Origin of the sequence: Phenylobacterium sp. SCN 70-31 (assembly GCF_001724605.1) — a bacterium.
Classification (GTDB): Bacteria; Pseudomonadota; Alphaproteobacteria; order Caulobacterales; family Caulobacteraceae; genus Phenylobacterium.
Genome location: NZ_MEEX01000007.1, coordinates 217,333 through 241,929 on the forward strand (window position 1 = coordinate 217,333; position 24,597 = coordinate 241,929).

The window sequence follows — 24,597 nt, forward strand, 5'->3', positions numbered from 1 at the left end:
AGGGTCAGGCGGCGGCCTGGGCCTCGGCGGAATCCGCCGCTGGCAGGCGGATAAGGTAGTCGAAGGCCGACAGCGCGGCCTTCGAGCCTTCGCCCATGGCGATGACGATCTGCTTGTAGGGCGTGGTCGTGGCGTCGCCGCCGGCGAAGACCCCGGGCAAGGAGGTCGCGCCGCGATGGTCGGTCTCGATCTCGCCATGCCGGCTGAGCGTCACCGAATCCTTGAGCCACTCCGTGTTCGGGACCAAGCCGATCTGCACGAACACACCTTCCAGATCGACGCGATGAACATCGTCGCTGTTCCGGTCCTTGTAGGTGAGGCCGGTGACCCGGACGCCGTCGCCGTGCACTTCGGTGGTCAGCGCCGAGGTGACGATGCGGACGTTGGGCAGGCTGGCCAGCTTGCGCTGAAGCACCGCGTCGGCGCGGAGCTGGCTGTCGTATTCGATCAGGGTCACATGGGCGACGATGCCCGCCAGGTCGATGGCGGCCTCGACGCCCGAGTTGCCGCCGCCGATCACCGCGACGCGCTTTCCCTTGAAGAGGGGGCCGTCGCAGTGGGGGCAGTAGGCCACGCCCTTGTTGCGGTAATCGTCCTCGCCCGGCACGCCCATCTGCCGCCAGCGGGCGCCGGTGGCCAGGATGACGGTGCGCGACTTCAGACTGGCGCCGTTCTCGAGTTCGACCTCGATCAGGCCGCCCGGCGCGGCGGCGGGGATCAGTCTGGCGGCGCGCTGGAGGTTCATCACGTCGACATCGTAGTCCTTGACGTGCTGCTCCAGGCCCGAGACCAGCTTCGGCCCCTCGGTGTGGGGGACCGAGATGAAGTTCTCGATGGACATGGTGTCCAGCACCTGTCCGCCGAAGCGCTCGGCGGCGAGGCCGGTGCGGATCCCCTTCCGCGCGGCGTAGATGGCCGCCGCGGCGCCGGCGGGGCCGCCGCCGATCACCAGGACGTCGAAGGCGTCCTTGGCCTTGATCTTTTCGGCCGCGCGCGCCGCGGCGCCGGTGTCGAGCTGGGCCAGGATCTGTTCCACGGTCATCCGGCCCTGGGCGAAGGGCTGGCCGTTCAGCAGGGTGGTGGGCACGGCCATGACCTGGCGCGCCTCGACCTCGTCCTGGAACAGGGCGCCGTCGATGGAGATGTGGCGGATCCTCGGATTGACCACGCTCATCAGGTTCAGCGCCTGCACCACGTCGGGGCAGTTCTGGCACGAGAGCGAGAAATAGGTCTCGAAGCGGAAGTCGCCGTCGAGGCTGCGGATCTGCTCGATCACCTCGGGCTCGACCCGGGGCGGGTGGCCGCCCACCTGGAGCAGAGCGAGCACCAGCGAGGTGAACTCGTGGCCCAGGGGAATGCCGGCGAAGGTCACGCCGACGTCCGAACCCCTGCGGCGGATCTCGAAAGAGGGGCGGCGCGCGTCGTCGCCGGCCGTGGAGACCGTGACCTTGCCATCCGAGACCGAGGCGATGTCTTCCAGAAGGGCCAGGAGCTCACGCGACTTCGCGCCCTCGTCGAGCGAGGCGACCAGTTCGACCGGCTCTCTGACGTTCTGTAGGTAGCCCTGCAACTGGGATTTCAGGTTCGCGTCCAGCATGACGGCTCCGGGGGACTGGGGGGAGGGTTTACGCAGGGGCTTGCGCCCCCTCCGTCACCCCGGATCGGGTCCGGGGCGCTCCTCCCCCGCAAGCAGGGGAGGAGCGAGGATTCTGGCTCCTCCCCCGTGAAACGGGGGAGGTGGATCGGCCCGCAGGGCCGAGGCGGAGGGGGCGTGAAAGGCCTCAGATCTTGCCGACGAGGTCCAGCGACGGGGCCAGGGTCTTCTCGCCTTCTTCCCACTTCGCCGGGCAGACTTCGCCGGGATGGTTGCGGACGTACTGGGCGGCCTTGACCTTGCGCAGCAGTTCGGCGGCGTTGCGGCCGATGCCCTCGGCGGTGACTTCCGTGAACTGGATCACGCCGTCCGGATCGACCAGGAAGGTGCCGCGGTCGGCCAGGCCCTGGCCTTCACGCATGACGCCGAAGTTGTTGGTGATGTCGCCCGAGGGGTCGCCCACCATGAAGTACTTGATCTTGCCAATGGCCGGCGAGGTGTCGGCCCATGCCTTGTGCGAGAAGTGGGTGTCGGTGGACACCGAATAGACTTCCACGCCCAGCTTCTGGAATTCGGCATAGGTGTCGGCCAGATCCTCGAGCTCGGTCGGGCAGACGAAGGTGAAGTCGGCGGGATAGAAGAAGACGACCGACCACTTGCCCTTCAGGTCGGCGTCGCTGACGGCGACGAACTTGCCTTCCTTGTAGGCCTGGGCGGAAAACGGCTTCACCGTGGTGTTGATGAGGGACATGGAGCACTCCTGAATGAGACGCTCCATCTAGGCCCTGATCCGCCATCAGCAAAATTGATTTTTGCAGTGCAGAAGCATCGAAATTATCTATGACGCGCCGCCGAACGTGGGTATCGGAATCCCAGGCCGGGCTTGGGGTGCAGCGCACAGGAGGAAGGCGCGGCGGGCGCGGGAACGTCGGGAGGCAGAACCGCTGAAAACGTGGGAACACGATGCCGCCACCCCGCTACGTCCAGAGCGACCCCTGCAAGGGCGGCAAGATATGTCGCTTTCATCTGTTGCAGACGTTCGCGGCGTCGTGCCACGCGTGTTTATCGCGTAGGTTCTCGCTTGGTGACGGCATGAAAGCGAGAACGATGGTTCGTGGCGCGGTCGGAGCGGTCATTTCGGGCGTCATCGCGATCGGCTCTTTCGGTCCGACCCAAACCATCGCGCAGCCATATCCCTTCAGCGAAAAGTCGCTTCGAGCTTGGATCCTTATCAAGCGGGGTGAATACCAGCAGGCTCTGGCTAAGAGCGAAGCCGCCGTAGTCGAGAGGCCGAACGATCCCGTTGCCTTGGCCGTGAGAGGAACCGCTCAACAATACTTGGGTCGATATGATTTGGCGTTAGCCGATCACGATTTGGTCCTGAAAATCACCCCTGACGACCCGGGCGCACTGACCAATGCTTGCTGGGTTCGCGCGATAGCGAGCACACAGTTAGATTTGGCCCTCACATACTGCGATCAAGCCGTCTCCAGGTCCAGGAAGCGTGCGTTCGCAGCTTACGACGCGCGGGGCTTTCTCCATTTGCGCAGAGCGGAGTTCGAACTCGCACGAGCTGACTACGATAAGGCTCTGAGCTTGCGCAAAAAGCTCGCCAGCTCCCTGTTCGGCAGAGGGATCGCCAACATCCGGCTCGGGAATGAAGCGGATGGACGCGCTGACCTGGCGACCGCGACAAGGCTGGAGCCTTCGGTCGCCAACGACTATCTGAGCCGAGGCATCAGTCCATAAGCTCGCTCAGTCGCCCATGAAGGCCGGCATCCAGCCTTCGTTGGCGGCGCGGAGTTCGTCGAGTTGGATCGCCGCCAGCAGGCCGCCGGCGCCGGTGAACGACACCTCGTCGCCGCCGGCCTGGCCGATCACTTCGTAGGGGACGCCGGCGGCGGTGGCGCGGGCGTCGAGCTGGTCCAGGCGGTCGCCGGGGAGGGCGATGAGATATCGCCCCTGATCCTCGCCGAAGAGGGCGGCGTGGTCGGGCGGGCCGAGTTGGACGTTCAGGGCCGCGCCGACGCCCGAGGCCAGGGCCATCTCGATGGCGGCGGCAGCCAGTCCGCCGTCGGACAGGTCGTGGACGGTCGAGGTGAGGCCCGACCGGATCAGGTCGCGCACGAGGTCGCCGTTGCGGCGCTCGACGGCGAGGTCCACCGGCGGGGGTGCGCCGTCCTCGCGGCCCAGGATCTCGCGCAGGTACATCGAGGCGCCCAGATCGCCGGCCGTCTCTCCGAGCAGGACCAGGGCGTCGCCGGGTTTCAGGCCCGCGAAGTCGGCGCGCTGTGCATAGTCGGGGATCAGGCCCACGCCGCCGACCGTGGGCGTGGGTGGAATGGCCGCGCCGTTGGTCTCGTTGTAGAGGCTGACGTTGCCGCTCACGACCGGGAAGTCGAGGGCCGCGCAGGCCTCGGCCATGCCGTCGATGGCGCGGACGATCTGGCCCATGATCTCGGGCCGCTCGGGATTGCCGAAGTTGAGGTTGTCGGTGATGGCGATGGGGTCGGCCCCCACGGCGGTCAGGTTGCGCCAGGCCTCGGCGACGGCCTGCTTGCCGCCTTCGTAGGGATCGTTCTGGACGTAGCGGGGCGTGACGTCGGAGGTCATGGCCAGCGCCTTGCGGCTCCCGTGCACGCGGACCACGCCGGCGTCGGCGCCGGTGGCCGAGTCCTCCAGTGTGTCGGCCATGACGTGGCGGTCGTACTGCTCCCAGAGCCAGCGCTTCGACGCCATGTCGGGGCACGACATTAGCTTCAGGATCGCGGCCGTCCAGTCGCCCGGCGCAGGTACGGCCGCGGGGTCGAGCCGGGGCTGAGGCGCCGGCGCGACCCAGGGGCGGTCGTAGAGCGGGGCGTCGTCGAACAGCGGGGCCAGCGGCACGTCGGCCACCACCTCGCCGTGGTGCTTCAGCACCAGATGGCCGGTGTCCGTGGTCCGGCCGATGACGGCGGCGTCCAGGCCCCACTTCTCGAACACGCGATGGCCGTCGGCTTCGCGCCCAGGCTTCAGGATCGCCAGCATCCGCTCCTGGCTTTCGCTGAGCATCATCTCATAGGCGGTCATGCCCTCTTCGCGCTGGGGCACATGATCGAGGTCGAGCTCGATGCCTACGCCGCCCTTGCCGGCCATTTCGACCGAGGAAGAGGTGAGGCCGGCGGCGCCCATGTCCTGGATGGCGGCGACGGCGCCGGTGGCCATCAGCTCCAGCGTGGCCTCGATCAGAAGCTTCTCGGCGAAGGGGTCGCCGACCTGTACCGTGGGGCGCTTCTCCTCGGCGTCCTCGGTGAACTCGGCGGACGCCATGGTGGCGCCGTGAATGCCGTCGCGGCCGGTCTTGGAGCCGAAGTAGACGACCGACAGGCCCGCCGCCGGGGCGGCCGAATAGAAGATCTTGTCTGCGTCGGCCAGGCCCACGCACATGGCGTTGACCAGGATGTTGCCGTCGTAGCCCCGGTGGAAATTGGTCTCGCCCGCCACGGTGGGCACGCCCACGCAGTTGCCGTAACCGCCGATGCCGGCCACCACGCCCGAGACGAGACGCTTCGTCTTCGGGTGCGACGGATCGCCGAAGCGGAGCGCGTTCAGCAGCGCGACGGGCCGCGCGCCCATGGTGAAGACGTCGCGCATGATGCCGCCCACGCCCGTGGCCGCGCCCTGGTAGGGCTCGATGTAGGACGGGTGGTTGTGGCTCTCCATCTTGAAGATGCAGGCGTCGCCGTCGCCGATGTCGATGACGCCGGCGTTCTCGCCCGGTCCCTGGATCACTTTCGGCCCCGTGGTGGGGAACTTGCCGAGGTGCTTGCGGCTGGACTTGTAGGAACAGTGCTCGGACCACATCACCGAGAAGACGCCCAGCTCGACGTCGTTCGGCTCGCGGTTCAGCCGGCGCACGATCAGGTCGTATTCGTCGGCCTTCAGGCCGTACTCGGCGGCCTTCTCGGCCAGGGTCTTGGAAGGCTGGGCGCTCATGGCGCGCCTTCTAGCGGGACTCTCGGGAGAGGGCGATAGGCGCGGGCGGGTTCAGACGCCGAACTCGACCCACAGGGGATAATGATCGCTCATCCGCCAGGACAACTGGTTGCGATCCAGGCCGGTCAGCACGGCGCCCTGGAAATCGACATGGCCCGAAGCACGGAAATCCAGCGTGAGATAGGGCTTTCCGCGCACGGTTTCGAACCAGGCGATCTGGTCGTAGAAGCTCTTCAGGTCGGGCTTCTCCAGCGACGAGAAGAGGGTTCGCGGAAAGCGGTCCAGGCCGGGCGCAGGCGTCAGCCCGGTGGAGGTGAAGGCCTGCCAGAGCGGATCGCCCCGACGGTCGATATTGAAGTCGCCCATGCAGATGAGGTTCTGGCCGTAGTCGTCCATGCGCTCGGCCCAGTTGCGCAGCCAGCGGGCGATTCCGACCAGTTCGCCCACGAGATCGGCGGGCGAGCCGCCATAGTTCACGTGCAGCGTGACGAGGACGAACGTCTTCTCGCCTCGGAGGAAGCTGACGGCGTAGGGCGTCCGGGCGAACTGCCGCTGGAGCCGGTTCACCGGGATGGCGTGGTTCGGATCGCCGATCTCGGGCACCACCAGTTCGCAGGCGAGGCCCGAGGGGCGCACGCGGCGGGTGTCGAACAGGAAAGCCAGCCGCTCGCCGTTGCCCGGATCGCCCAGGGTGACGTCGGTAAGCAGGAAGTTGTAGTCGGGTCCCAGCTTCTTCAGCACGTGGCGCAGGGCGCGGAGGTTGGCCTTCACCTCCTGCACCGCGATCACGTCGAACCGCGACAGGATCTCTGCGATCAGGACGCCGGCGTGGAGGTCGCGGCGCGGGCTGTCGCCGGCCGCGCTGGCCCATTTCGAGGTGAGATCGCCGAAGGCGCGGATGTTCTAGGTGGCGATAAGCAGATTGTCGCCCGCCCGGGCCGGGACGTGGGCGAGGCGGAGATCGAGCCGGGCCAGATCGTCCCGCACGGCCTGAGGCGCCGGATCGGTGATGTCGGGCATCCGTTCGCTTCCTCGCCTCTACCCAGGGAAGCATCTCCCTGCGCCGAGGTTGTGGCAAGCGGACGGAGGGCGCAGGCGGTTCAGCGGGTCTGGCCGCCGTCCACCGGAACGACGGCGCCGGTGACGAAGCTGGCCAGCGGGCTCATCAGGAAGGCCGCCACGGCGCCGATCTCCTCGGGTCGGCCGTAGCGGTTGAGAGGCACTTCGCGCTTGATCCAGCGGGCCCAGGCGTCCGAGCGGGGCCCCGTGGAGTTGGTTTCCCAGGATCCGCCGGGGAAGATGATGTTGCCGGGCGCGATGGCGTTCACGCGCACGTTGGAGGGACCGCTGATGCGGGCCAACTCCTTGGTCAGGTGGTTCATCGCCGCCTTGGCCGTGCCGTAGGTCAGGGGCGTGCCCAGTGCGCCCAGGCCGGCGATGGACGAGATGAGCAGCACCGAGCCGTCGCCGCGCGGAGTCATGCGGCGCAGGACCGCGCGTGACAGACGCCACGCCGAGTCGAGATTCTGCGTGAAGCCGGCGTCCCAGGTGGCGTCGTCCACCTCGATGCCGGGCGGGCAGGGATGCAGCCCCACATTGGCCACCGCGCCGAAGATCGGGCCGAAGGTGTCCTCGGTTCGGGCTACGGCGGCGTCGATGACGGCCGTGTCGCGCAGATCGCCCGAGATGGCCAGCAGCCGGTCCACGCCGTAGGCCTCGGCGAGGCGGGCGCGCTGTTCCTCCAGCGCCTCGGCTCCGCGGGCCGTGATGACCACCTTGGCGCCCTCGGCGAGGCAGGCTTCCACGATCCCCATGCCGATACCCCGGCTGGCGCCGGCCACGAAGATCACCTTGCCGTCGAGTTGCAGATGCATGTCACCCCCAGAGGCCGCACGGCGGCGGCGTTCGCTTCTTGGTTGGAGACCGTCACGCTCGCGCCGGCGTGGACGCGGTCGTCATTCCCGGCCTTCGAGGATCGCGAGAGCCTGCTCCGCGAGGGGCGGGCATCCGTTGACGGCCTCGCGTTCGCTGGCCAGCACGCCGGCCAGGGTGCGTGCATAGACGCCCTGGCCGATCGAGGCGAGGCGGAAGATCGAGAACGCCATGAGGAAGGGCCAGTCCTCGATCGTGTCGCGGCCCACACGCTCGCAGTAGCGGGCGACATACTCGGCCTCGGTCGGAATGCCGCTGGTGGCGAAGTCGACGCCGTCCAGGCTGCCCCAATGCGGCGAGTGCGAGCGCCAGATGAAGCCGTTGTAGGCGATGTCGGCCAGCGGATGGCCGATGGTGGACAACTCCCAGTCCAGAACCGCGATGATCCGGGGTTCGGTGGGATGGTACATGACGTTTTCCAGGCGGTAGTCGCCGTGGGCGATCGCAACCGATTGGTCCGCCGGGATGCGGGTGGGCAGTTTGGCGATCAGGGCGTCCATCGCCGGGATGTCCTGGGTCGCCGCGTCCCGATACTGGCGCGTCCATCGCGCGACCTGGCGCTCGAAGTAGTTTCCCGGCCGGCCGTAGTCGCCCAGGCCCACGGCCTCGAAGTCTACCTTGTGAAGCTTGGCGAGCGTGGCGTTCAGGTCGTCGTAGATCGCCGCGCGTTCGGCGGGGTCCAGGCCCGGCAGGGCGGCGTTGCGGAAGATCCGGCCTTGCAGGTAGTCCATGACATAGAAGGCGGTGCCGATGACCTCGGGGTCCTCGCAGAGCGCCCGCATCCTGGGGACGGGGATAAGGTCGTCGAGGGCCTTCATCACCCGATACTCGCGGTCAACCTGGTGGGCGCTGGCCAGGAGCTGGCCCGGGGGCTTCTTGCGCAGCACGTAGCGGCGGCCTTCGCCGTTGGTGAGCAGAAAGGTCGGGTTAGACGCTCCGCCCTGGAACTGCTGGACCCGCAGAGTGTCGCCCACCTCGGGCACGGCCGCCTTCAGCCAGGCATGCAGGCGCGCTTCGTCGAAACGATGTTTCTCGACGACGTCTCGGACGGGCGGATCGGTGGCGGCGCTCATGACGCCAATTGCCGCCAAGGCGCCGTCCCCGGTCAACGGGGACCCTGCGTAAGCCCCGTGCGGTTTCCGGACCTACTTCGCCACCATGTCGCGTTGAAGCCAGCGGCAGGAGAGGATGAAGCAGCCGCCGCCCACCGCGTACATGGCCGAGGTTATCAGCATCGAACGCTGGAGGCTCTGGGGGTGGACCACCTTGCAGACCGCCTGGAGCTCGGCAGACAGCGAGGCGGGTCCCGCACCTTCGCAGGCCTTGCGGGTCAGTTCCGCCGCGCCCATCGCGTTCGCCTGGAGATGGAACAGGAAATCGCTCAGCGCGCCGATGAACAGCGGCCCCAGGCCGTAGCCCAACAGGTTCACCACGAACAGCAGGATCGCGATGGAGACGGCGCGGAACTGGGCGCTCACCACGCCCTGGCCGATCGTGTACTGGCCCGTGAGGTAGCCGTACTTCGACATGCCGCCGATGCACAGGCCGACCAGGCACAGCCAGAGGTTATGGGTCGTGAACGCCAGGATGTAGAACGGCACGCTGACGATCATGCCCAGGCCCGGCAGCCAGCCGATGGCGTTGGGATGTCGCGGGGTCAGGCGCTGGACGATCCAGCCGGTGGCGACGGTGCCGAAGGCCGAGATGACGCCCACCGGCGCGTTGATCATGACCGCGGCGTCGCCGGCGGACAGGCCGAACGAGCGGTTCAGGAAGAGTGACTGGAAGGTGGCGATGCCATAGCCGCAGAAGGCGGCGATGGTGGCGCCGGCGGTCATGGCCCAGAACGACGGCTTCGACGCGATCTCGCCCAGTCCGTCGCGGAAGCTGGCCTTGGCCCTGCGGATCGTGCCGGGCGGGTCGGTATAGCCCCTCGGCGGCTCCTTGACGGTGAGCTTGAGGACGACGGCGATCAGCACGCCCGGCATGCCGACGATGAAGAACGCCCAGCGCCAGCCGAACGCGTCGGTCACCGGCCCGCCGATGACGTTGGCCAGCACGCCGCCCAGGGTCACACCCATGGCGTAGTAGCCCAGCGCCGCCGCGCGGTTCTGGGGCGGGAAGTAGTCCGCGATCAGGGAGTTCGCGGGCGGCGTGCAGCCCGCTTCGCCGATGCCCACGCCGACCCGGCAGGCCAGCAGGACCCAGAAGGCGCCGATGGTCGCGCCGCCGATGACGATGGGCGCGGCCAGGCCGCAAAGCGCGGTCATGAACGACCAAAGCGCCACGCAGATGGTCATGATCCAGACCCTGTGCCGGGTCTCGGAGACCTGGGCCAGGGGAATGCCGACCACCGTGTAGAGCAGCGCGAAGCCGAAGCCGGTCAGGAGGCCGAACGCGGTGTCGGAGATGCCCAGTTCGGGCTTCATCTGCGGCGCCACGACCGACAGGAGCTGCCGATCCACGAAGTTGAGGATGTAGATGACCAGCAGGGCGGTGAGGACGTAGCTGCGGTAGGCCTTCGAGCCGAAACCGTGGATATGGCCGTCCGTAGCCGTCGTCGCGCCCGTCGTCGTGGTCATGCAGTCCTCCAGCCCCCGGATTATTCCGCCCCCGAGTGGCGCGCGAACCTACTGACGCTTTGATAGGGCCGCAACGGGCCATGCCCATGCGCGTGTCGCCCAGGTGATGCCTCAGCGGAATTGGAAGAGCTGCAGCAGGTAGGAGGGCTGTCGGTTGGCGATCTGCATCGCCATCAGAGCCAGCTGCTGGCGCACCTGGAGAGCTTGGAGGCGCGCTGATTCGCGCGCCAGATCGGCATCGACCAGATTTCCGATCGCCGCCTCCAGGGTGTCCTGCTGCTTGACGACGAACTTGAGGTGGTTGTCCAGCGCCTTGGCCCCGGTCCCGAGCTTGCCGATGGCGCCGTTCACCCGATCGGTGGCGGCCTTGATGTCGGCGATGCTGGTCGCGCCCAGCCCGCCCAGGAGATCGGCCGGCAGGCCGGCCAGCAATGCGCCGCCCGTGGACATGTCCACGGGATCAACGTCGATGGTCGAGGTGGCGGAGGTGTTGGCCAGCGCGCGCACCCGGTCGCCGCCGCCCGCCGCGAGGAGGTTGACGCCGTTGAAGCCGGCGTTGGCCACGGTGATGTCGATCTGCTTGCGGAGCGCCAGGTACTGGTCGTTGAGGGCCGCTCGCGACGCATCGCCCAACGGGAAGTCCGCCGCGGAGACCGCGAGCGCCCGTATCTCGTTCAGCAGGTCGGACACCGTCTCTGCGGCGCTCATCGCCACGTCGACGATCGATCGCCCGCGCTGGAGCGAGCCCTTCACCGCATCGAGGCTGCGCAGTTCGCCGCGCTGGTTCTGGGCGATGGCCCAGATGGCCGGATTGTCCTTGGGGCTGTTGATCTTCCGGCCCGTGGTGATGCGCATCTGCACCTGGGCCATCTCGGCGTTGATCGCGTTGAAGGCGGCGACCGCCTGCATGGCCGCGACATTCGTGTTGATGCTGTTCAGAGGCATCACGCGACCCAACGCTTCACGGGAGCGGCCGGGGCCGCGGGACATTCTGCCCCGGGGCGCACCCTGCTTCCGAGGGCCTTACCCGGAGGTTACGACGCTGTCCTCAGGCGCTTGCGAGCGCGCTCTGGAAGAGGATGGCGCCGTCGGCCGAACCCAGCTCGGCTTCGAAGGCCCGGTCGGGGTGCGGCATCATCCCCAGGACGTTTCCCTTCGCATTGACGACGCCGGCGATGCCGCGGGCCGAGCCGTTGGGGTTTTCACGATAGCGGAAGACCACCTGGCCCTCGCCCTCGAGCCGGTCCAGGGTGGCGTCGTCGGCGAAGAAATTCCCCTCGCCGTTGCCCACGGTCATGGTCACCTCGCGCCGGTCGGAGTAGCCGGCGGTGAAGCGGGTCTGGCTGTTGACCACGTCGAGGGCGACAGGCTTGCAGACGTACTTCAGCTTTTCGTTACGCAGCAGGGCGCCGGGCAGCAGGCCCATCTCGCACAGGATCTGGAAGCCGTTGCAGATGCCGACGGTGGCGACGCCGCGGTCGGCGGCCGCCTTCACTTCGGACATGACAGGCGACAGCGCCGCCATCGCCCCGCAGCGCAGATAGTCGCCGTACGAGAAGCCTCCCGGCAGCACGATGAGGTCCAGACCGGCGGGCAGGGCGGTGTCCTTGTGCCAGACCATGTCGACCGATGCGCCGGTGGATCGCTCGATGGCGACCTTGCAGTCGCGGTCGCAGTTGGAGCCGGGGAAGACGATGACGGCGGCTTTCATGGCGCGGCCCCTAGCACTGTTTTCGCCGTCGCGCGAGGCGACGGGCCGTCACTTCCGCGTCCACGCCTTCAGGCTGTCGAGATAGGCCAGAAGCTGATCGTAGGCCGCTTCGTCGCCATAGGCGCAGCCGGTGGTGATAACGTCGGTCCCGCGGGCCTTCTGCATCATGATCGCGGGGTGGGCGGGCGCCGTCGCCTGGGTGATGAGGTAGGACGTGCGGCCGTCGGCGCTGGAGTAGAAGCGATAGGGCTCGGCGGGTTCGACCGGAGCGGGGGTGAGCTTCGACTGGGAGATCAGGGCGGCGGAGTGAGCGTCGAAAGGCTGGCTGCAATCCAGGTCCAGGTACGCGGCCCGCGCCTCCGGCTCGGGTGCGCAGGCGCAGAGGGCTGCGAGCAGGAATGAGCCCCCGGCGACGGACAGGGCGCTGGACGCGCGTCGGCTCCCCCGAACGGGGAGCGCCGACCTCACGCCAGCTCCACCCGGTAGCTTTCGATCACCGTATTGGCGAGGAGCTTCTCGCACATCGCCTTGACCTCGGCCTCGGCGGCGGCCTCGTCGTTGGCCGCCAGGTCGAACTCAATGGTCTTGCCCACGCGGACGTGTCCGACGTCGCCCCAGCCCAGGCTATGTAGCGCCTGTTCGACGGCCTTGCCCTGCACGTCGAGGACGCCCGGCTTCAGGAACACATGAACCTTGGCGCGCATCAGTGGAGCCCTCCCTGAATCACGGTCGGCATCTCCTTCATGATCCCGAGGCGGCGTGCAACCTCGGTGTAGCTCTCGATGACATTGCCCAGGTCGCGGCGGAAGCGGTCCTTGTCGAGCTTCTCGTTCGTCTGGGTGTCCCAGAGACGGCACGAATCGGGACTGATCTCGTCGGCCAGGATCACCCGGCTGAAGTCATTCTCCCAGATGCGCCCGAACTCGATCTTGAAGTCCACAAGGGTGATGCCGACGCCCAGGAACAGGCCGCTCAGGAAGTCGTTCACCCGCAGGGTCAGCGCCATCATGTCGTCGATCTCCTGGGTCGAGGCCCAGTTGAACGCGGTGATGTGTTCCTCCGACACCATCGGGTCGTGGAGCTTGTCGTCCTTCAGATAGAACTCGATGATCGAGCGTGGCAGGGCCTGGCCTTCGGGCAGGCCGTACCGGGTGCTGAGCGAGCCGGCTGCGACGTTGCGGCACACCACCTCGAGCGGGATGATCTCGACCTCCCGGATGAGCTGCTCGCGCAGGTTAAGCCGCTTGATGAAGTGGTTCTGAACGCCGATCGCGTTCAGCTTCGTCATGATGTACTCGCTGATGCGGTTGTTGATGACGCCCTTGCCTTCGAGCACGGCCTTCTTGGTGGCGTCGAAGGCGGTGGTGTCGTCCTTGAAGTACTGGATCAGGGTGCCCGGTTCGGGCCCCTCGTACAGAATCTTGGCCTTGCCCTCGTAGATCTTCTTACGGCGGGTCATGGGTGGGCCTTCTCCACGGCGAGGACTTGTCCGGTGTCGGGAAACGAAAAACGCGCGCGACTTGATCCTCGCGCGCGGGTCCGACGTCGGCCTCTCGCCAAATTCCAGGCCGGGCGAAAATAGCGAAAGCGGCGCTGGGGCGCAAACGCGGCCCGACTGCGCGAGGCCGACAATGTGACGCCGGCGAACACGAGGGGACGCCGCTTTCCGTTGCAGGCCGTTCCGGCGCGCGATATGGGATCGCCCGCTTACGAAGTTTGACCCTGGGACCCGATGACGACCTTCGACGATCGCGAACAAGGCTTCGAGAAGAAGTTCGCCCTCGATCAGGAACAGGAGTTCAAGGCGCACGCCCGCCGCAACCGGGCGCTGGGCCAGTGGGCCGCTGGCCTGATGGGTCTGGAAGGCTCGCATGTGGACGAATACGCCAAGGCGGTCGTGAAATCCGACTTCGAGCTGCCGGGCGACGACGATGTCTTCCGCAAGGTGTTCGAGGACCTCAAGGGGTCGGGAGTCGCGGTCTCCGAAGGCGAGGTCCGCATGAAGATGGCGGAACTCCTCGCCCAGGCCCGCGAAGGCGTCCGCAACGGCGCCTGACCCGGTCTGGAAGACGCGAGTCGAAAGCCTCCGCCCCGTCGCGGAGGCTTTGTCGTCTTCAGCCTAAGCCTTGAACTGACTGTCCAGGTACCTGCGGATGCCGGCGCCGTAGGGCGGGCGCAGCATCTTCAGCGGCCCGATGTCCTTCCTGAGCTGAGTGTAGATCGCCTTGCGGTGGCTGAACTCGCGGAAGCCGTCGGCGCCGTGGTAGCTCCCCATCCCCGAGGGGCCCACGCCACCGAACGGGAGTTCCTCCTGGGCCACGTGCATCACCACGTCGTTGATGGTCACGCCCCCCGAGGTGGTTGAATTCAGCACCTTCTCGCGTTCGCCCTCGTCGGCGCCGAAGTAGTAGAGGCCCAGCGGCCGCTCGCGCCCGTTCACATAGGCGATGGCCTCGTCCACGCTGCGGTAGCTCTTCACCGGCAGGACCGGGCCGAAGATCTCCTCCTGCATCACCTTCATGTCGTCGGTGGGATCGAGAATCAGGGTCGGCGCGATCTTGCGGTGCTCCTGCTGGCTCAAATCCTCCCCTTCGGGCTTCAACTCGACCACCTGCGCGCCCTTGGCGCGGGCGTCCTCGATATAGCCGGTGATGCGGTCGTAGTGCCGCTGGGCGATCACCGAGGTGTAGTCGGGGTTGTCCTTGATCGTGGGGAACATCCGCGTCACCGAGGCGCGCGCCGCCTCCACGAAGCCGGCGACACTCTCTTCGGGCGCCAGGACATAGTCAGGGGCCAGGCAGATCTGGCCGGCGTTCAGCGTCTTGCCGTTCATCACCCGAGCGGCGGCGGTGTCCAGATCGGCGGAGCGGCCCAGGATCACCGGACTCTTGCCGCCCAGCTCCAGGGTGAGTGGAACGAGGTTCTCGGCCGCGGCGCGCATGACGTGGCGGGCGACCGAGGTGGCGCCGGTGAAGATCAGGTGGTCGAAGGCCAGGCGGGAGAACGCTTCGCCCACTTCCGGACCCCCGGTGATCACGGCGATCTCCTCCTCGGAGAACGACGAGGCGAACATCGTCTTCATGAGCTCGGAGGTGGCCGGGGTGTATTCCGACGGCTTGATCATCGCCCGGTTGCCCGCCGCGAGGATGCCGGCGAGGGGACCGAAGGTGAGGTTCACGGGGAAGTTCCAGGGGCTGATGACGCCCACCACGCCCTTGGGCTGGTAGCGCACCTCGGCCCGCGCCCCGAACAGGCCCAGGATGGCCGGCGTGGTCCGGCGCTTCTCGGGCCGCATCCATTTCCGCAGGTGTTCGCGCGCGTGCTTGAGGGGGCCGATGGAGCCGGCGATGTCGGTGAAGGCCGTGGCCTCGCGCGAGCGGGACCCGAAGTCGGCGTTCACCGCGTCCTCGATGGCGGTGCGATTCTCGCGCAGCAGGCGGATGCAGCGCTCGATCCGTTCGATTCGCAACTCGGCGCTGGCTTCGCCATCACGCAGATGCGCCGCCTTCTGACGCTCCAGGATCGTCGGCATGTCCATCGGGTCGTCCTCCCTCGTTGGCCAGAACAGGCGCAAAGATGACGCCTCCGTCAAGATGGGGCGGCCTGGCGCGGGCCACGCAGACATGGGCTCAGCGGCGCGCCGCCTCCAGCACCGGCCGGCTCATCTTCTTCGGAACGACCTGCGACCACGCCTCGCGGACGAGGTCGGCGAGTTCCGCATCGTCGATCCGCGCCAGCTCCACGGCGGCCCAGTGGACGGTGGCCACCGGGAACTTCCGGAATGTTTCGGGGCGGATCTCGAACAGGAGCTCCTGGTGGCCCTTGTCGAGCTTCAGGACGACCTGGCCCTTCCAGCCCAGGGCGAAGGTCTTCCTGCCCACGTTGAACCAGGGTTCGTCCCGGTAGATCACCTCGTGGGCTCCGGGCAGGGAAAGCGCGAGGCGGCGGAGTTCTTCGAAGGTCGAGATGACGCCGCCTCCCCGGACGCCGGCTATTCGGCTGCGAGCGCCTTGGCGTGAACCTCTTCTCCGAACACGCGAGCGAAGATCACGTCCACGTTCTTGAAATGGTAGCCCAGATCGAAGAGCTCGCCGAGTTCGGCGTCCGAGAGCGTGATCTCGGGATCGGCCTTGAGGAAGTCGAGGAAATTGCCCTCGCCGCGCCATACCTTCATGGCGTTGCGCTGGACCGCCGCGTAGCTGGCCTCGCGCGAGAGACCCTTCTGGGTCAGGCCGAGAAGCACGCGCTGCGAGTGGACGAGGCCGCCCAGGCGGTCGAGATTCTTCGCCATGTTCTCGGGGTAGACCACCAGGCGCTCGACCACGCCGGCCAGCCGGCGAAGCGCGAAGTCGAGGTGGACGCAGGCGTCGGGGCAGATGCCGCGCTCGACCGAGGAGTGGCTGATGTCGCGCTCGTGCCAGAGGGCGACGTTCTCCATCGCGGGCGTCACCGCCGAGCGGACCAGACGGGCCAGCCCCGTCAGGTTTTCGGTCAGGATCGGGTTGCGCTTGTGGGGCATGGCCGAGCTGCCCTTCTGGCCGACGTCGAACGGCTCCTCGGCCTCCAGCACCTCGGTGCGCTGCAGATGACGGATCTCGACCGCGAGACGTTCGATCGAGCTGGCCACCACCGCCAAGGCGGCGAAATAGGCGGCGTGGCGGTCGCGCGGAATCACCTGGGTCGAGACCGGCTCGACGGCGAGCCCCATCTTTTCGGCCACATAGGCTTCCACCTCGGGCGCCACATTGGCGAACGTGCCGACCGCGCCCGAGACGGCGCAGGTGGCGATCTCGAACTTCGCCATCGCCAGCCGCTCCTTGGCGCGCTGGAACTCGGCGTAGTGGCCGGCGAGCTTGAGGCCGAAGGTGGTGGGCTCGGCGTGGATGGCGTGGCTGCGGCCCACCGTCGGCGTCAGCCGGTGCTCGTAGGCCCGGCGCTTCAGGGCGGCCAGCACGAGGTCGACATCCTCGATCAGAAGGTCGGTCGCGCGCACGAGCTGGACGGCGAGGGTGGTGTCGTTCACGTCCGACGACGTCATCCCCTGGTGCAGGAAGCGGGCTTCCGGGCCGACAATTTCCGTGACGTGGGTGAGGAAGGCGATGACGTCGTGCTTCACCTCGCGCTCGATCTCGTCGATGCGGTCGGCGTTCCAGATCGCGTCGCGGCCCTTCTCCCAGATGACGCGCGCGGCCTCCTTCGGGATGACGCCCAGGTCCGCCATGGCGTCGGCGGCGTGGGCCTCGATCTCGAACATGATCTTGAAACGCGTCTGGGGCGACCAGACGTCGGCGGCGTCCTTGCGGGTGTAGCGGGGGATCATGGCGCGGGGTATCCGGCTCGCGGGAGCCGGAGTCAACGCCGCCCAGGTGGTTCCGTCAGGCCGTGGCCGTGCGATGACGGCGCAGGGCCGACCCGGCCATGCCGAAACCGCCGATCAGCAGCGCCCAGGTCGCGGGTTCGGGCACGGCGGTCACAGTCGGCGCATCCTGCGCCGCAGCGTCGCGCTGGGCGACGCCTGGGTCGTCGGACCCGGACACGAACGTCTGGCCGAAGGGTTCGTCTTCGGTCCGTGCCGAGCTGAAGCCGCCGAAACCGCCTCCGGCCGCCGGGGGTGGGATGAGCGCCAGCACGAGGACCAGATCGCCATCCTCGGGATTCCAGACGAAGGTCTGGCCCGTGAACGACAGCACGTCGCCTCCGATGCCGCCCATAAGGAACTGGCCCCAGGTCCCGAGCTCCTCTCCGTTCAGCGCGAACGACAGGCGGAACATCTTGGAATCGAGCGCGCCCAGAACGCTGCGGTCCAGGAGGAGCTGGCCGATTGTCACGGGTCCGCCGAAGTCGGAGGCCGAAAAGGTCCGCGTGACGACGCCCTTGTCGTCGAAGCAGGTCGCCTTGCTGCAGTTCTTGTCCCAGCCTGCGCCGAGAATGGTCGCTGCCTGAGCGGGAAGGCCGCCTAGAACCAGAACTACGCCAGCCGCAGCTGCCGTCAGATATCCACGCATGTTCGATTCCCGTGCCGAATCGAGTTGAGCTTGTACAACGGACAGTAGAGCCGCAATCGTCCGCGCCTGCAAAGCGATTCGAGTTCGCGTAACGAGGTTATTTCAGGCGGGGTGCTGGCCGCGGCGTCTGGTTCTGAGCATAGCGCCAGCGCCGCCGAAGCCGAGAATCATGGCGGCCCAGGCGTCCGGTTCGGGCACGGCCGCCGCCAGCAGGCCGCCTCCGGGAAGCGATGGCGAGGCGGCGGGGAAGTTCGCCACGGAATCGGGGAGCGGACTGAAGGCGGGCGGCGTCAGCGCCGCCGGGCCTCCGCCGAACCCTGCAAAGCCTCCGAATCCGCCGCCGGCCGCCCCCGCCTGTGGGAGGAGAAGCTCGATCCTGACGGTCAGTTCGCCGAACGCAGCGTCCCAGTCGAACGCCTGCCCGCGCAGGGTGACGACGTCGCCGCCCAGGACACCGACCACGAACTTGCCCCAGTCGATCACCGTTCCGTCGGCCAGTTCGAAACTGATCCGCACGGCTTGGTGTTGCATGTCGCCGACGAGGCTGCGGTCGAACGCGAGGGCCGAGATACCCTTCAGCCCGCCGGCTCCGGCCGAGAAGGTCTGACTGAAGCTGCGTCGGGTCTCGGACAGGCATCCGCCCGAACCGCACAGGCTGTCGGGTCCCACCGACAGGAACGTCGCCGCCTCTGCGGAGGATGCGGCCACGGTCATGACCGTGGCGAGCGCCAGCGCTCGGAATTTCTGCATGTAGGCCCCACCGTGTCTTGAGGTTCCGGACATGCTGTCAACTTCGCAGACGCAGCAAAGTTTCCGCCGCGGTGCGACGACGGTGAAGTTTTTTCGCTCCGTCAGGCCTCGCCCCGGGCGCGGGCCATGTCGCGGGGCAGGGTGATCGCCGCCAACAGGTAGTGGACGCCCGCCCAGGCGTAGATCAGCAGGTTCGAGACGATGCCCATGCGGGTGCCTTCGGCCATGGCGGCCGGGCAGGCGGCGACGAGTTCCGGCGACGCGCCTGTCGGCGCGACACCCCCCTTGCAGACCTCCAGGAAGTCGCCGGCCATGCCCTTGGCGGTGAAGGCGGCCCGGGCGAACTGGTCGATGCACCAGCCGCAGAAGGGCGGGCCGAAACCCAGGGCGATCAGGTTCAGGACGAAGAACAGCACCGCGACCGCCGTGGCGCGCATCCGCGCGTCCATGACGTTCTGCACCACGCCGAACGTCGGGCCGAGATAGGTGTAGTGCAGGATGCCGGGGATCAGCAGGATCGCCCATGCGAGCTGGTAGCTGTCGCGCGTGAAGGCCAGGATGTAGATCGGCGTCGCCAGGATGAGCCCGATGGCCGGCACCAGGGCGTACCAGCGGGCGCTGCGCTTAGAGGCGATGTCGGTGAGGAAGCCGCCCAGCAGCGTCCCGGCGCCGTTCGAGATCCCGGAGATCAGGCCGACCGCCATGCCCACCACGGCCAGGCCCAGGCCGAACTCGCGGATGAAGTAGGCGGGGACGTAATGGCCCGTGCCGTAGCCGGCGAAGCTGGCGACGGTGATGCCCGCGGCCATGTGGAACATGCCCCAGCTTCCGAAGAGGCGTTTCGAGACGGCCAGGATCGACGGAGGGGGTTCGGCGGCGGCTTCAGCGGGCGCGACCGCGATCGACGCCTCCGGAGCTACGGGCAGACCTGCGGCCTGGGCCGTCGCCCGCTCGTCGGCGAGCGCCTTTCGGTCGGCCCACCCGCGTGGCGGCTCCTTGACGATCAGCTTGATCGCGATCGCCACCATGACGCCCGGGAAGCCGACCATCATGAAGGCCGCCTGCCAGGACAGGTTCTCGGCGATCCATCCGCCCGCCATGGCGCCGAACATGGTGCCCAGGGGGATGCCGAACGCATAGACGGAAAGCGCGGAAGCCCGCTTCTTCGGCTCGAAGTAGTCGCTGATCAGGCTGTGCGCCGGCGGGGACAGCCCGGCTTCGCCGACGCCGACCCCGACGCGGTACAGCAGGAGCTGCAGGTAGCTGGTCGCGGTGCCGCAGAGCACGGTGAACGCCGACCAGATCACGATGGCGATCGAGATGATGTTGACGCGGTTGATCCGCTCCGCGAGCCGCGCGATCGGAATGCCGAGGGTCGTGTACAGCAGCGCGAAGGACAGGCCGCCCAGCCAGCCGAGTTGCTGGTCGGTCAGTTCGAGATCGACCTTTATGGCCTGGCCGATGGTCGAGATGATCGTGCGGTCGATGAAATTGAAGGTGTAGGCCAGAACCAGAAGCCACAGAACCGTGTTCCTGTAGCCTGTCGTGAAGCTCGGCTGCGCCGGCTGAGCATTGGTGGTCATGTGCCGATCTTCCCCCGGCCCGGCCTACGCCGGATCGCTCCGTCGCCGCGGACGTTAGGCCGAACCCGGCGCGCCGAACAGAGGGACCTTGGGGCAGGCTCTCGAAGGGGTCAGCCGCCACGCAGCGCGGCCAGGAGGCGCTCCCGCAGGACGTCGCGTTCGATCTTGCCCATGGCGTTGCGCGGGATCGCGTCGATCCAGGCCAGATGGATCTCGGGCAGGTCCGGCCACGCCGCGAGATGCTGGGCGAGCCGGCCGCGGTCGAAGCCCGGTTCGGACACCGTCGCCAGCCAGCAGCGAGTAATTCCCTCGGCGTCCTCGGCGGCGAAGGCGGCGCAATCCACCACGCCGGCGCATGCGAAGGCGGCCTGTTCCAGTTCCTGGGGCATGAACTTGAAGCCGCCCAGGTCGAGGCGCTCGTCCATCCGACCTTCCAGGATCAGCCGCCCGTCGGGCAGGCGGCGGCCAACGTCGCGCGTATGGAACCAGCCATCGCGGAATCGCTCGGCGGACGCCTCGGGGTCGCCCAGGTAGCCCTGGCTCATTCGCTCGCCCGTGATCCGGAACTCGCCGGGTTCACCGTCCCGCACGGGTCGGCCATCTTCGCCCACGATCTCCAGGATCGATCCGGACGGGGTTCGCCCGACGATGCCGGGATGCTCTTCGAGATCGGCGGCATGCCCCACGGCCAGCAGGCTGGCCTCGGTCGAGCCATAGACGATGCGGACATCCGGCGTCAGGCGCAGCCGGGCTTCGCGCGCCGACGCGGCCGGCAGGAGCGATCCCGCCGCACAGACCCGCCAGTCGGGCCGGGGCTGGAAACCGGCGGGGAGGATGGAGAGCAACTCCCGGAGCTGGCGCGGGGTCATCCCTATGATACCGGGTTCGAGCTGCTCCATGAGGAGCGGGATGTCGCCGATACGGAATCCCCAGGCGACGGCTGCGCCGACGCTCCAGGCGCCGACGGTCATGCTGAAGCCGAGCATGGATTCGACACCTGTGACCGGCGCCCACGTCCCCGCCTTCCCGGCGGCGTAGCTGCGGAGATTGGCGTAGTTGCCGACCTCGATGCGACGCCAGGAGAGACCCACGCGGCGGGGCGTGCGGGTCGTGCCGGACGACGGAATCACCTGTCCCAGGTCTTCAGGGTCGAGTTCGAGTTGGGGCAGGCGCCGAGGTTCGGCGGCCAGGATCGCCGCCGCCTCGTCGGGGAATAGGCGCAGGACGGGCGGCCCTGCATCCAGATCGTCCAGGTCGGTGAGCCGGAGGTCTGCGCCGTAGTCCCGACCGGGCGCGCCGCAAACGCCCAGGCGGGCGAGCGCGGCGATCGCGACGAGCTGGAGGTAGGGTTGCGCGATCGCCACCGCCACGACGCCGGCGCCGGGTCCGATCCCGCGGTCGGCCAGCGCGCGCGCGACGCGATCGATGTCGGCGTCGAAGGTCGTGTAGCTGTATCGTCCCCATGGGGTGATGACGGCCGGCGCCCGGGGCGTCCACGAGGCGTTGTCGCGAATGAAGCCGTCGAACATCAGCGCGCTTTCCCCGCCGGAAGCGCGCACGTGGCTGCAAGAACCGCGTCGCGCAGGACGTTGCGCTCGACCTTTCCCATCGCGTTGCGGGGGATCTGCTGAATCCAGGCGTAGCGCGGCGCGGGCAGACCGCCCTGGCGCGCGAGGTGGCGACTGAGAGCCTCGCCGTCGAAATCCGGTGCGGCGGTGACGGCCAGCCAGCAGGTGTCGAGACCGGTGTCGTCGGGGACGGCGAAGGCGGCGCAGTCCTGCACGCCGGGACAGGACAGGGCCGCGGCCTCCAGTACGGCGGGCATGATCTTCAGGCCGCCCAGGTTCATGCGGTCGTCGCGCCGGCCCTCCAGGACGAGGCGGCCGTCGGGCAGGCGGTGGCCGATGTCCCCGGTGAGGTACCAGCCGTCCTGAAACCGCTCGGCGGTCGCCTGGGGATCCCCGAGATAGCCCTGGATCACCCGCGGGCCGCGGATGCGCACCTCGCCCGACTCGCCTTCGGGCACGGGACGCCCCTCCTCGTCGACGATAGCCGCAATGGCGCCGGAGGGCGTGATCCCCACCTGGCCCGGCGCATCGTCCAGACCGGAGGCGAGCCCAAGGCCTCCGTTTCCCCCTTCGGTGGAGCCATAGAGGGTCCGGATGTCGGGCGTGATGCGGGCGCGGGCTTCCTGCGCGGTCTCGGGCGGGAGGAGCGAGCCCCCCACCATCAGGCGCCAGCCGGGCAGGGGGCGAAAGCCGGGCGGCAGGGCGTCCAGCACCCGGCGGAGCTGGATCGGGGTCATGGCGACGATCCCGGACCCCAGGCGCTCGAGCCAGTGGGGCAGGTCGTCGGCCTCGAACGAGGCGGTCACCGCTGCGCCGACGGCCCAGCCGCACATCGCCATCGTCAGCCCCATCATGGCGTCGACGCCGACCAGCGGGACCCAGGCGCCGAGACGGCCGCCGCCGTACGAGCGGAGGCTGAGGTGGTTGCCGTGCTCGATCCGTCGCCAGGTGTAGCCGACGCGGCGCGGCCGTCCCGTCGTGCCCGACGACAGCATCACCCGCCCCAGCGCGAGCGGGTCGAGGCTTCGAGGCGGCATGGGGCGCGGGTCGCGGGCGTACATGGCGCGCAGCCAGGCCTCGTCGATCCGGCATGCGGGTAGATCGGCCGGCGGCGTGGCGGCGTCGCTCAGCCGCAAGTCGGCGCCCCAGTCCCCGGCCGGTGACGAGGCGACTCCCAGTCGGGCGAGCGCTGCGGTCGCCACCAGTTGAATGTAGGGGGCGCTGAGGGCGACCGAGACCACCTGACCCGGGAGAATCCCGAGTTCGTCCAGGACCCCGGCGCACCGGTTCACATCGGCGTCCACCTGAGCGTAGGCGAACGCCCCGCCGGGCGTGACGATGGCCGGGGCGCGGGGCGTCCAGCCGGCGTGGTCGCGGATCGGGCCGTCGAACATGTGGCCAAGCTAGCCAATCGACGCCCACCGGGGAAAGGGGCGCCGGCCGCGAGGACCGGCGCCGTGACGATCGTCAGCTCACGGTGTCTTCGCGGATGGTGCGCCGGGCCAGCCAGAAACAGGCGAAGGCGGCCAGCCCGAAGAGGGTCGAGATGATCAGCGCCCAGCGGACGCCCTCGGCCGGGCCCATGCCCAGGCCCGTGTTGAGGTAGTCGGACAACATGCCGACCGCCAGCGGCCCGAGGCCCAGGCCGACGAGGTTGATGACGAAGAGCAGGATGGCCGAGGCGGTGGCGCGCATGTGCGGCGGCACCACCGACTGGCCCGTGCCGTAGACCGGTCCGTACCACAGAGTTCCCAGGAAGGCGTTGATCCCCAGGATGAAGAGGGCGGTCGTCGCCGAATCTATGGTCACCGCCAGGATGTAGATGGGGATCGTGATCAGGCTGGCCAGGGCCGGGGTGACCATGTAGGCGCGCAGGTCGTTCCGGCCGAAGCGGTCGGCGATCACGCCGCCCACCCAGGCGCCGATGGCCCCCGCCGTCCCGCTGATGACGCCGAGAGCCAGCCCGAGGAAGCCCACCGGGCCCAGGCCGAAGCCGTCCGCGAGGCGGCCGATCTCTTCGGCGTGGTTCCGCAGGAAGAACGAGGCCGTGAACGGCGCGTGGCCATAGCCGATGAACGCCTTCACGGCGGCGGCGAAGGCGATGAACCAGAACGTGCGACGCTTGGCCAGGTACGCCATGGTCTGGCCGAAGGTCGCCGACGCGGACGCCACCTGCTGGGCGTGCTGCGCCATGATCTTGCGCGGCTCCTTCAGGGTGAAGATCGCCAGGACGGCGAAGATCAGGCCCGGGGCGCCCGCCACCAGGAAGGCGGCCCGCCAGCCATAGGCGTCGGCGATCAGCCCGCCCATCACGAGGCCCAGAAGGCTGCCGATGGGCGTGCCCATGGAATAGAAGGCCAGGGCCGAGGCGCGCTTCTCCTTCGGGACGTAGTCGGCGATCAGCGAGTGGGCCGGCGGGGTGCAGCCGGCTTCGCCGACGCCCACGCCGATCCGGTAGATGATGAGCTGCCAGAAGTTGCCCGCGGTGGCGCACAGCGCCGTGAAGCCGCTCCAGACGCCGACCGCCGTGCCGATGATGAGCGCGCGGTTCTTGCGTTCGGCCATCCGCGCGATCGGGATGCCGAGGAAGGTGTAGAACACGGCGAAGGCCAGACCGCTCATGAGGCCGAGCTGGGTGTCGGTTAGTCCCAGATCGCGCTTGATCGGTTCGGCCAGGATGTTGATGACCTGACGGTCGAGGAAGTTGATGACGTAGATGCCCAGCAGCAGCCACATGGCATAGCGCGTGTAACCCTTCGAGAAGGGCGCCGTCCCTTCGGCGGGAACCGTCGGCTTGGCGGCGGGAGTCACCTCGGGGGAGACGGCTTCGGTCATCTGGGGCGCGTTCCTCGGAGCTTTTTCTTGTGGGCTGGCGCGACTAGATGGCGCCCGGCGGC

At 68.2% G+C, this 24,597-nt stretch carries 23 protein-coding genes; 2 read left to right on the plus strand and 21 right to left on the minus strand.

Annotation, left to right across the window (positions count from 1 at the left end):
• Positions 1-4: 4 nt before the first annotated feature.
• Together ahpF and ahpC are read right to left on the minus strand one after the other, a co-directional pair.
• Positions 5-1,597 (minus strand): alkyl hydroperoxide reductase subunit F, encoded by a 1,593-nt coding sequence (gene ahpF / locus ABS78_RS07700; RefSeq protein WP_293376725.1) that lies wholly within the window; start codon positions 1,595-1,597, stop codon positions 5-7.
• 184 nt (positions 1,598-1,781) lie between these two features.
• Positions 1,782-2,345, minus strand: a complete 564-nt coding sequence (gene ahpC, locus ABS78_RS07705; protein ID WP_293376727.1) for an alkyl hydroperoxide reductase subunit C — start codon at positions 2,343-2,345, stop codon at positions 1,782-1,784.
• 341 nt (positions 2,346-2,686) lie between these two features.
• On the opposite strand from ahpC, the gene ABS78_RS07710 reads away from it, so the two are divergent.
• Positions 2,687-3,343 carry a hypothetical protein gene (locus tag ABS78_RS07710; protein WP_293376729.1) on the plus strand — a complete coding sequence of 219 codons (657 nt, stop codon included), beginning with the start codon at positions 2,687-2,689 and terminating at the stop codon, positions 3,341-3,343.
• A 6-nt stretch (positions 3,344-3,349) separates the two neighbouring features.
• Here ABS78_RS07710 and purL read toward each other — a convergent pair whose 3' ends face one another.
• The 10 genes from purL to purC form a co-directional block, all read right to left on the minus strand.
• Entirely contained in the window at positions 3,350-5,569 is a 2,220-nt protein-coding gene (purL, locus tag ABS78_RS07715) for a phosphoribosylformylglycinamidine synthase subunit PurL (protein ID WP_293376731.1), read from the minus strand.
• 51 nt (positions 5,570-5,620) lie between these two features.
• Positions 5,621-6,469 (minus strand): endonuclease/exonuclease/phosphatase family protein, encoded by an 849-nt coding sequence (locus ABS78_RS07720; RefSeq protein WP_363082887.1) that lies wholly within the window; start codon positions 6,467-6,469, stop codon positions 5,621-5,623.
• A 200-nt stretch (positions 6,470-6,669) separates the two neighbouring features.
• Positions 6,670-7,443 (minus strand): SDR family oxidoreductase, encoded by a 774-nt coding sequence (locus ABS78_RS07725; RefSeq protein ID WP_293376735.1) that lies wholly within the window; start codon positions 7,441-7,443, stop codon positions 6,670-6,672.
• An 81-nt stretch (positions 7,444-7,524) separates the two neighbouring features.
• Positions 7,525-8,574: a phosphotransferase family protein gene (locus ABS78_RS07730; protein ID WP_293376737.1), complete on the minus strand. Its 1,050-nt coding sequence runs from the start codon at positions 8,572-8,574 to the stop codon at positions 7,525-7,527.
• A 72-nt stretch (positions 8,575-8,646) separates the two neighbouring features.
• Entirely contained in the window at positions 8,647-10,083 is a 1,437-nt protein-coding gene (locus ABS78_RS07735; RefSeq protein ID WP_293376739.1) for an MFS transporter, read from the minus strand.
• 111 nt (positions 10,084-10,194) lie between these two features.
• A complete protein-coding gene (locus ABS78_RS07740; protein ID WP_293376741.1) occupies positions 10,195-11,028 on the minus strand; it encodes a flagellin in 834 nt (277 codons plus the stop codon).
• Between the two features lie 103 nt (positions 11,029-11,131).
• Positions 11,132-11,794, minus strand: coding sequence for a phosphoribosylformylglycinamidine synthase subunit PurQ (purQ, locus tag ABS78_RS07745; protein WP_293376743.1), 663 nt, complete (start codon positions 11,792-11,794; stop codon positions 11,132-11,134).
• Positions 11,795-11,842: 48 nt separating this feature from the next.
• Positions 11,843-12,262, minus strand: coding sequence for a hypothetical protein (locus tag ABS78_RS07750; protein ID WP_293376745.1), 420 nt, complete (start codon positions 12,260-12,262; stop codon positions 11,843-11,845).
• Positions 12,259-12,498: a phosphoribosylformylglycinamidine synthase subunit PurS gene (purS, locus tag ABS78_RS07755; protein WP_293376747.1), complete on the minus strand. Its 240-nt coding sequence runs from the start codon at positions 12,496-12,498 to the stop codon at positions 12,259-12,261. The genes ABS78_RS07750 and purS overlap by 4 nt, the downstream gene beginning before the upstream one ends.
• Complete coding sequence (purC, locus tag ABS78_RS07760; RefSeq protein ID WP_293376749.1) at positions 12,498-13,253, minus strand: phosphoribosylaminoimidazolesuccinocarboxamide synthase; 756 nt, start codon at positions 13,251-13,253, stop codon at positions 12,498-12,500. The genes purS and purC overlap by 1 nt, the downstream gene beginning before the upstream one ends.
• Positions 13,254-13,526: 273 nt before the next feature.
• Here purC and ABS78_RS07765 point away from each other — a divergent pair, with 273 nt between their 5' ends.
• A complete protein-coding gene (locus ABS78_RS07765) occupies positions 13,527-13,850 on the plus strand; it encodes a DUF1476 domain-containing protein (protein ID WP_293376751.1) in 324 nt (107 codons plus the stop codon).
• 63 nt (positions 13,851-13,913) lie between these two features.
• On the opposite strand, the gene ABS78_RS07770 is transcribed toward ABS78_RS07765, so the two are convergent.
• The 9 genes from ABS78_RS07770 to ABS78_RS07810 all read right to left on the minus strand — a co-directional run bounded on the left by ABS78_RS07770 (position 13,914) and on the right by ABS78_RS07810 (position 24,535).
• Positions 13,914-15,332, minus strand: a complete 1,419-nt coding sequence (locus ABS78_RS07770) for a coniferyl aldehyde dehydrogenase (RefSeq protein WP_293376753.1) — start codon at positions 15,330-15,332, stop codon at positions 13,914-13,916.
• 91 nt (positions 15,333-15,423) lie between these two features.
• On the minus strand, positions 15,424-15,789 hold the full coding sequence (locus ABS78_RS07775) for an MmcQ/YjbR family DNA-binding protein (protein WP_293376858.1): 366 nt from the start codon (positions 15,787-15,789) through the stop codon (positions 15,424-15,426).
• A complete protein-coding gene (gene purB, locus ABS78_RS07780; RefSeq protein WP_293376755.1) occupies positions 15,786-17,114 on the minus strand; it encodes an adenylosuccinate lyase in 1,329 nt (442 codons plus the stop codon). Before purB ends, ABS78_RS07775 begins: the two co-directional genes overlap by 4 nt.
• 55 nt (positions 17,115-17,169) lie before the next feature.
• Positions 17,170-17,799, minus strand: a complete 630-nt coding sequence (locus ABS78_RS07785; RefSeq protein ID WP_293376757.1) for a PEPxxWA-CTERM sorting domain-containing protein — start codon at positions 17,797-17,799, stop codon at positions 17,170-17,172.
• Between the two features lie 102 nt (positions 17,800-17,901).
• Positions 17,902-18,549 carry a PEP-CTERM sorting domain-containing protein gene (locus ABS78_RS07790; protein ID WP_293376759.1) on the minus strand — a complete coding sequence of 216 codons (648 nt, stop codon included), beginning with the start codon at positions 18,547-18,549 and terminating at the stop codon, positions 17,902-17,904.
• A gap of 101 nt (positions 18,550-18,650) precedes the next feature.
• Entirely contained in the window at positions 18,651-20,132 is a 1,482-nt protein-coding gene (locus tag ABS78_RS07795) for an MFS transporter (RefSeq protein ID WP_293376761.1), read from the minus strand.
• A gap of 110 nt (positions 20,133-20,242) precedes the next feature.
• Positions 20,243-21,661 carry a class I adenylate-forming enzyme family protein gene (locus tag ABS78_RS07800; RefSeq protein WP_293376763.1) on the minus strand — a complete coding sequence of 473 codons (1,419 nt, stop codon included), beginning with the start codon at positions 21,659-21,661 and terminating at the stop codon, positions 20,243-20,245.
• On the minus strand, positions 21,661-23,094 hold the full coding sequence (locus tag ABS78_RS07805; RefSeq protein ID WP_293376765.1) for a class I adenylate-forming enzyme family protein: 1,434 nt from the start codon (positions 23,092-23,094) through the stop codon (positions 21,661-21,663). The genes ABS78_RS07800 and ABS78_RS07805 overlap by 1 nt, the downstream gene beginning before the upstream one ends.
• A gap of 73 nt (positions 23,095-23,167) precedes the next feature.
• Positions 23,168-24,535: an MFS transporter gene (locus tag ABS78_RS07810; protein ID WP_293376767.1), complete on the minus strand. Its 1,368-nt coding sequence runs from the start codon at positions 24,533-24,535 to the stop codon at positions 23,168-23,170.
• Positions 24,536-24,597: the final 62 nt, after the last annotated feature.

Coding starts and splice junctions, on each gene's coding strand:
- ABS78_RS07810 (WP_293376767.1), bottom strand. CDS start 24,535: ATGACCGAAGCCGTCTCCCCCGAGGTGACTCCCGCCGCCAAGCCGACG.
- ABS78_RS07790 (WP_293376759.1), bottom strand. CDS start 18,549: ATGCAGAAATTCCGAGCGCTGGCGCTCGCCACGGTCATGACCGTGGCC.
- ABS78_RS07805 (WP_293376765.1), bottom strand. CDS start 23,094: ATGTTCGACGGCCCGATCCGCGACCACGCCGGCTGGACGCCCCGCGCC.
- ABS78_RS07765 (WP_293376751.1), top strand. CDS start 13,527: ATGACGACCTTCGACGATCGCGAACAAGGCTTCGAGAAGAAGTTCGCC.
- ABS78_RS07710 (WP_293376729.1), top strand. CDS start 2,687: ATGAAAGCGAGAACGATGGTTCGTGGCGCGGTCGGAGCGGTCATTTCG.
- purB (WP_293376755.1), bottom strand. CDS start 17,114: ATGATCCCCCGCTACACCCGCAAGGACGCCGCCGACGTCTGGTCGCCC.
- purC (WP_293376749.1), bottom strand. CDS start 13,253: ATGACCCGCCGTAAGAAGATCTACGAGGGCAAGGCCAAGATTCTGTAC.
- purS (WP_293376747.1), bottom strand. CDS start 12,498: ATGCGCGCCAAGGTTCATGTGTTCCTGAAGCCGGGCGTCCTCGACGTG.
- ABS78_RS07735 (WP_293376739.1), bottom strand. CDS start 10,083: ATGACCACGACGACGGGCGCGACGACGGCTACGGACGGCCATATCCAC.
- ABS78_RS07740 (WP_293376741.1), bottom strand. CDS start 11,028: ATGCCTCTGAACAGCATCAACACGAATGTCGCGGCCATGCAGGCGGTC.
- ABS78_RS07800 (WP_293376763.1), bottom strand. CDS start 21,661: ATGTTCGACGGCTTCATTCGCGACAACGCCTCGTGGACGCCCCGGGCG.
- ABS78_RS07730 (WP_293376737.1), bottom strand. CDS start 8,574: ATGAGCGCCGCCACCGATCCGCCCGTCCGAGACGTCGTCGAGAAACAT.
- ahpC (WP_293376727.1), bottom strand. CDS start 2,345: ATGTCCCTCATCAACACCACGGTGAAGCCGTTTTCCGCCCAGGCCTAC.
- ABS78_RS07770 (WP_293376753.1), bottom strand. CDS start 15,332: ATGGACATGCCGACGATCCTGGAGCGTCAGAAGGCGGCGCATCTGCGT.
- purL (WP_293376731.1), bottom strand. CDS start 5,569: ATGAGCGCCCAGCCTTCCAAGACCCTGGCCGAGAAGGCCGCCGAGTAC.
- ABS78_RS07785 (WP_293376757.1), bottom strand. CDS start 17,799: ATGCGTGGATATCTGACGGCAGCTGCGGCTGGCGTAGTTCTGGTTCTA.
- ABS78_RS07795 (WP_293376761.1), bottom strand. CDS start 20,132: ATGACCACCAATGCTCAGCCGGCGCAGCCGAGCTTCACGACAGGCTAC.
- ABS78_RS07725 (WP_293376735.1), bottom strand. CDS start 7,443: ATGCATCTGCAACTCGACGGCAAGGTGATCTTCGTGGCCGGCGCCAGC.
- purQ (WP_293376743.1), bottom strand. CDS start 11,794: ATGAAAGCCGCCGTCATCGTCTTCCCCGGCTCCAACTGCGACCGCGAC.
- ahpF (WP_293376725.1), bottom strand. CDS start 1,597: ATGCTGGACGCGAACCTGAAATCCCAGTTGCAGGGCTACCTACAGAAC.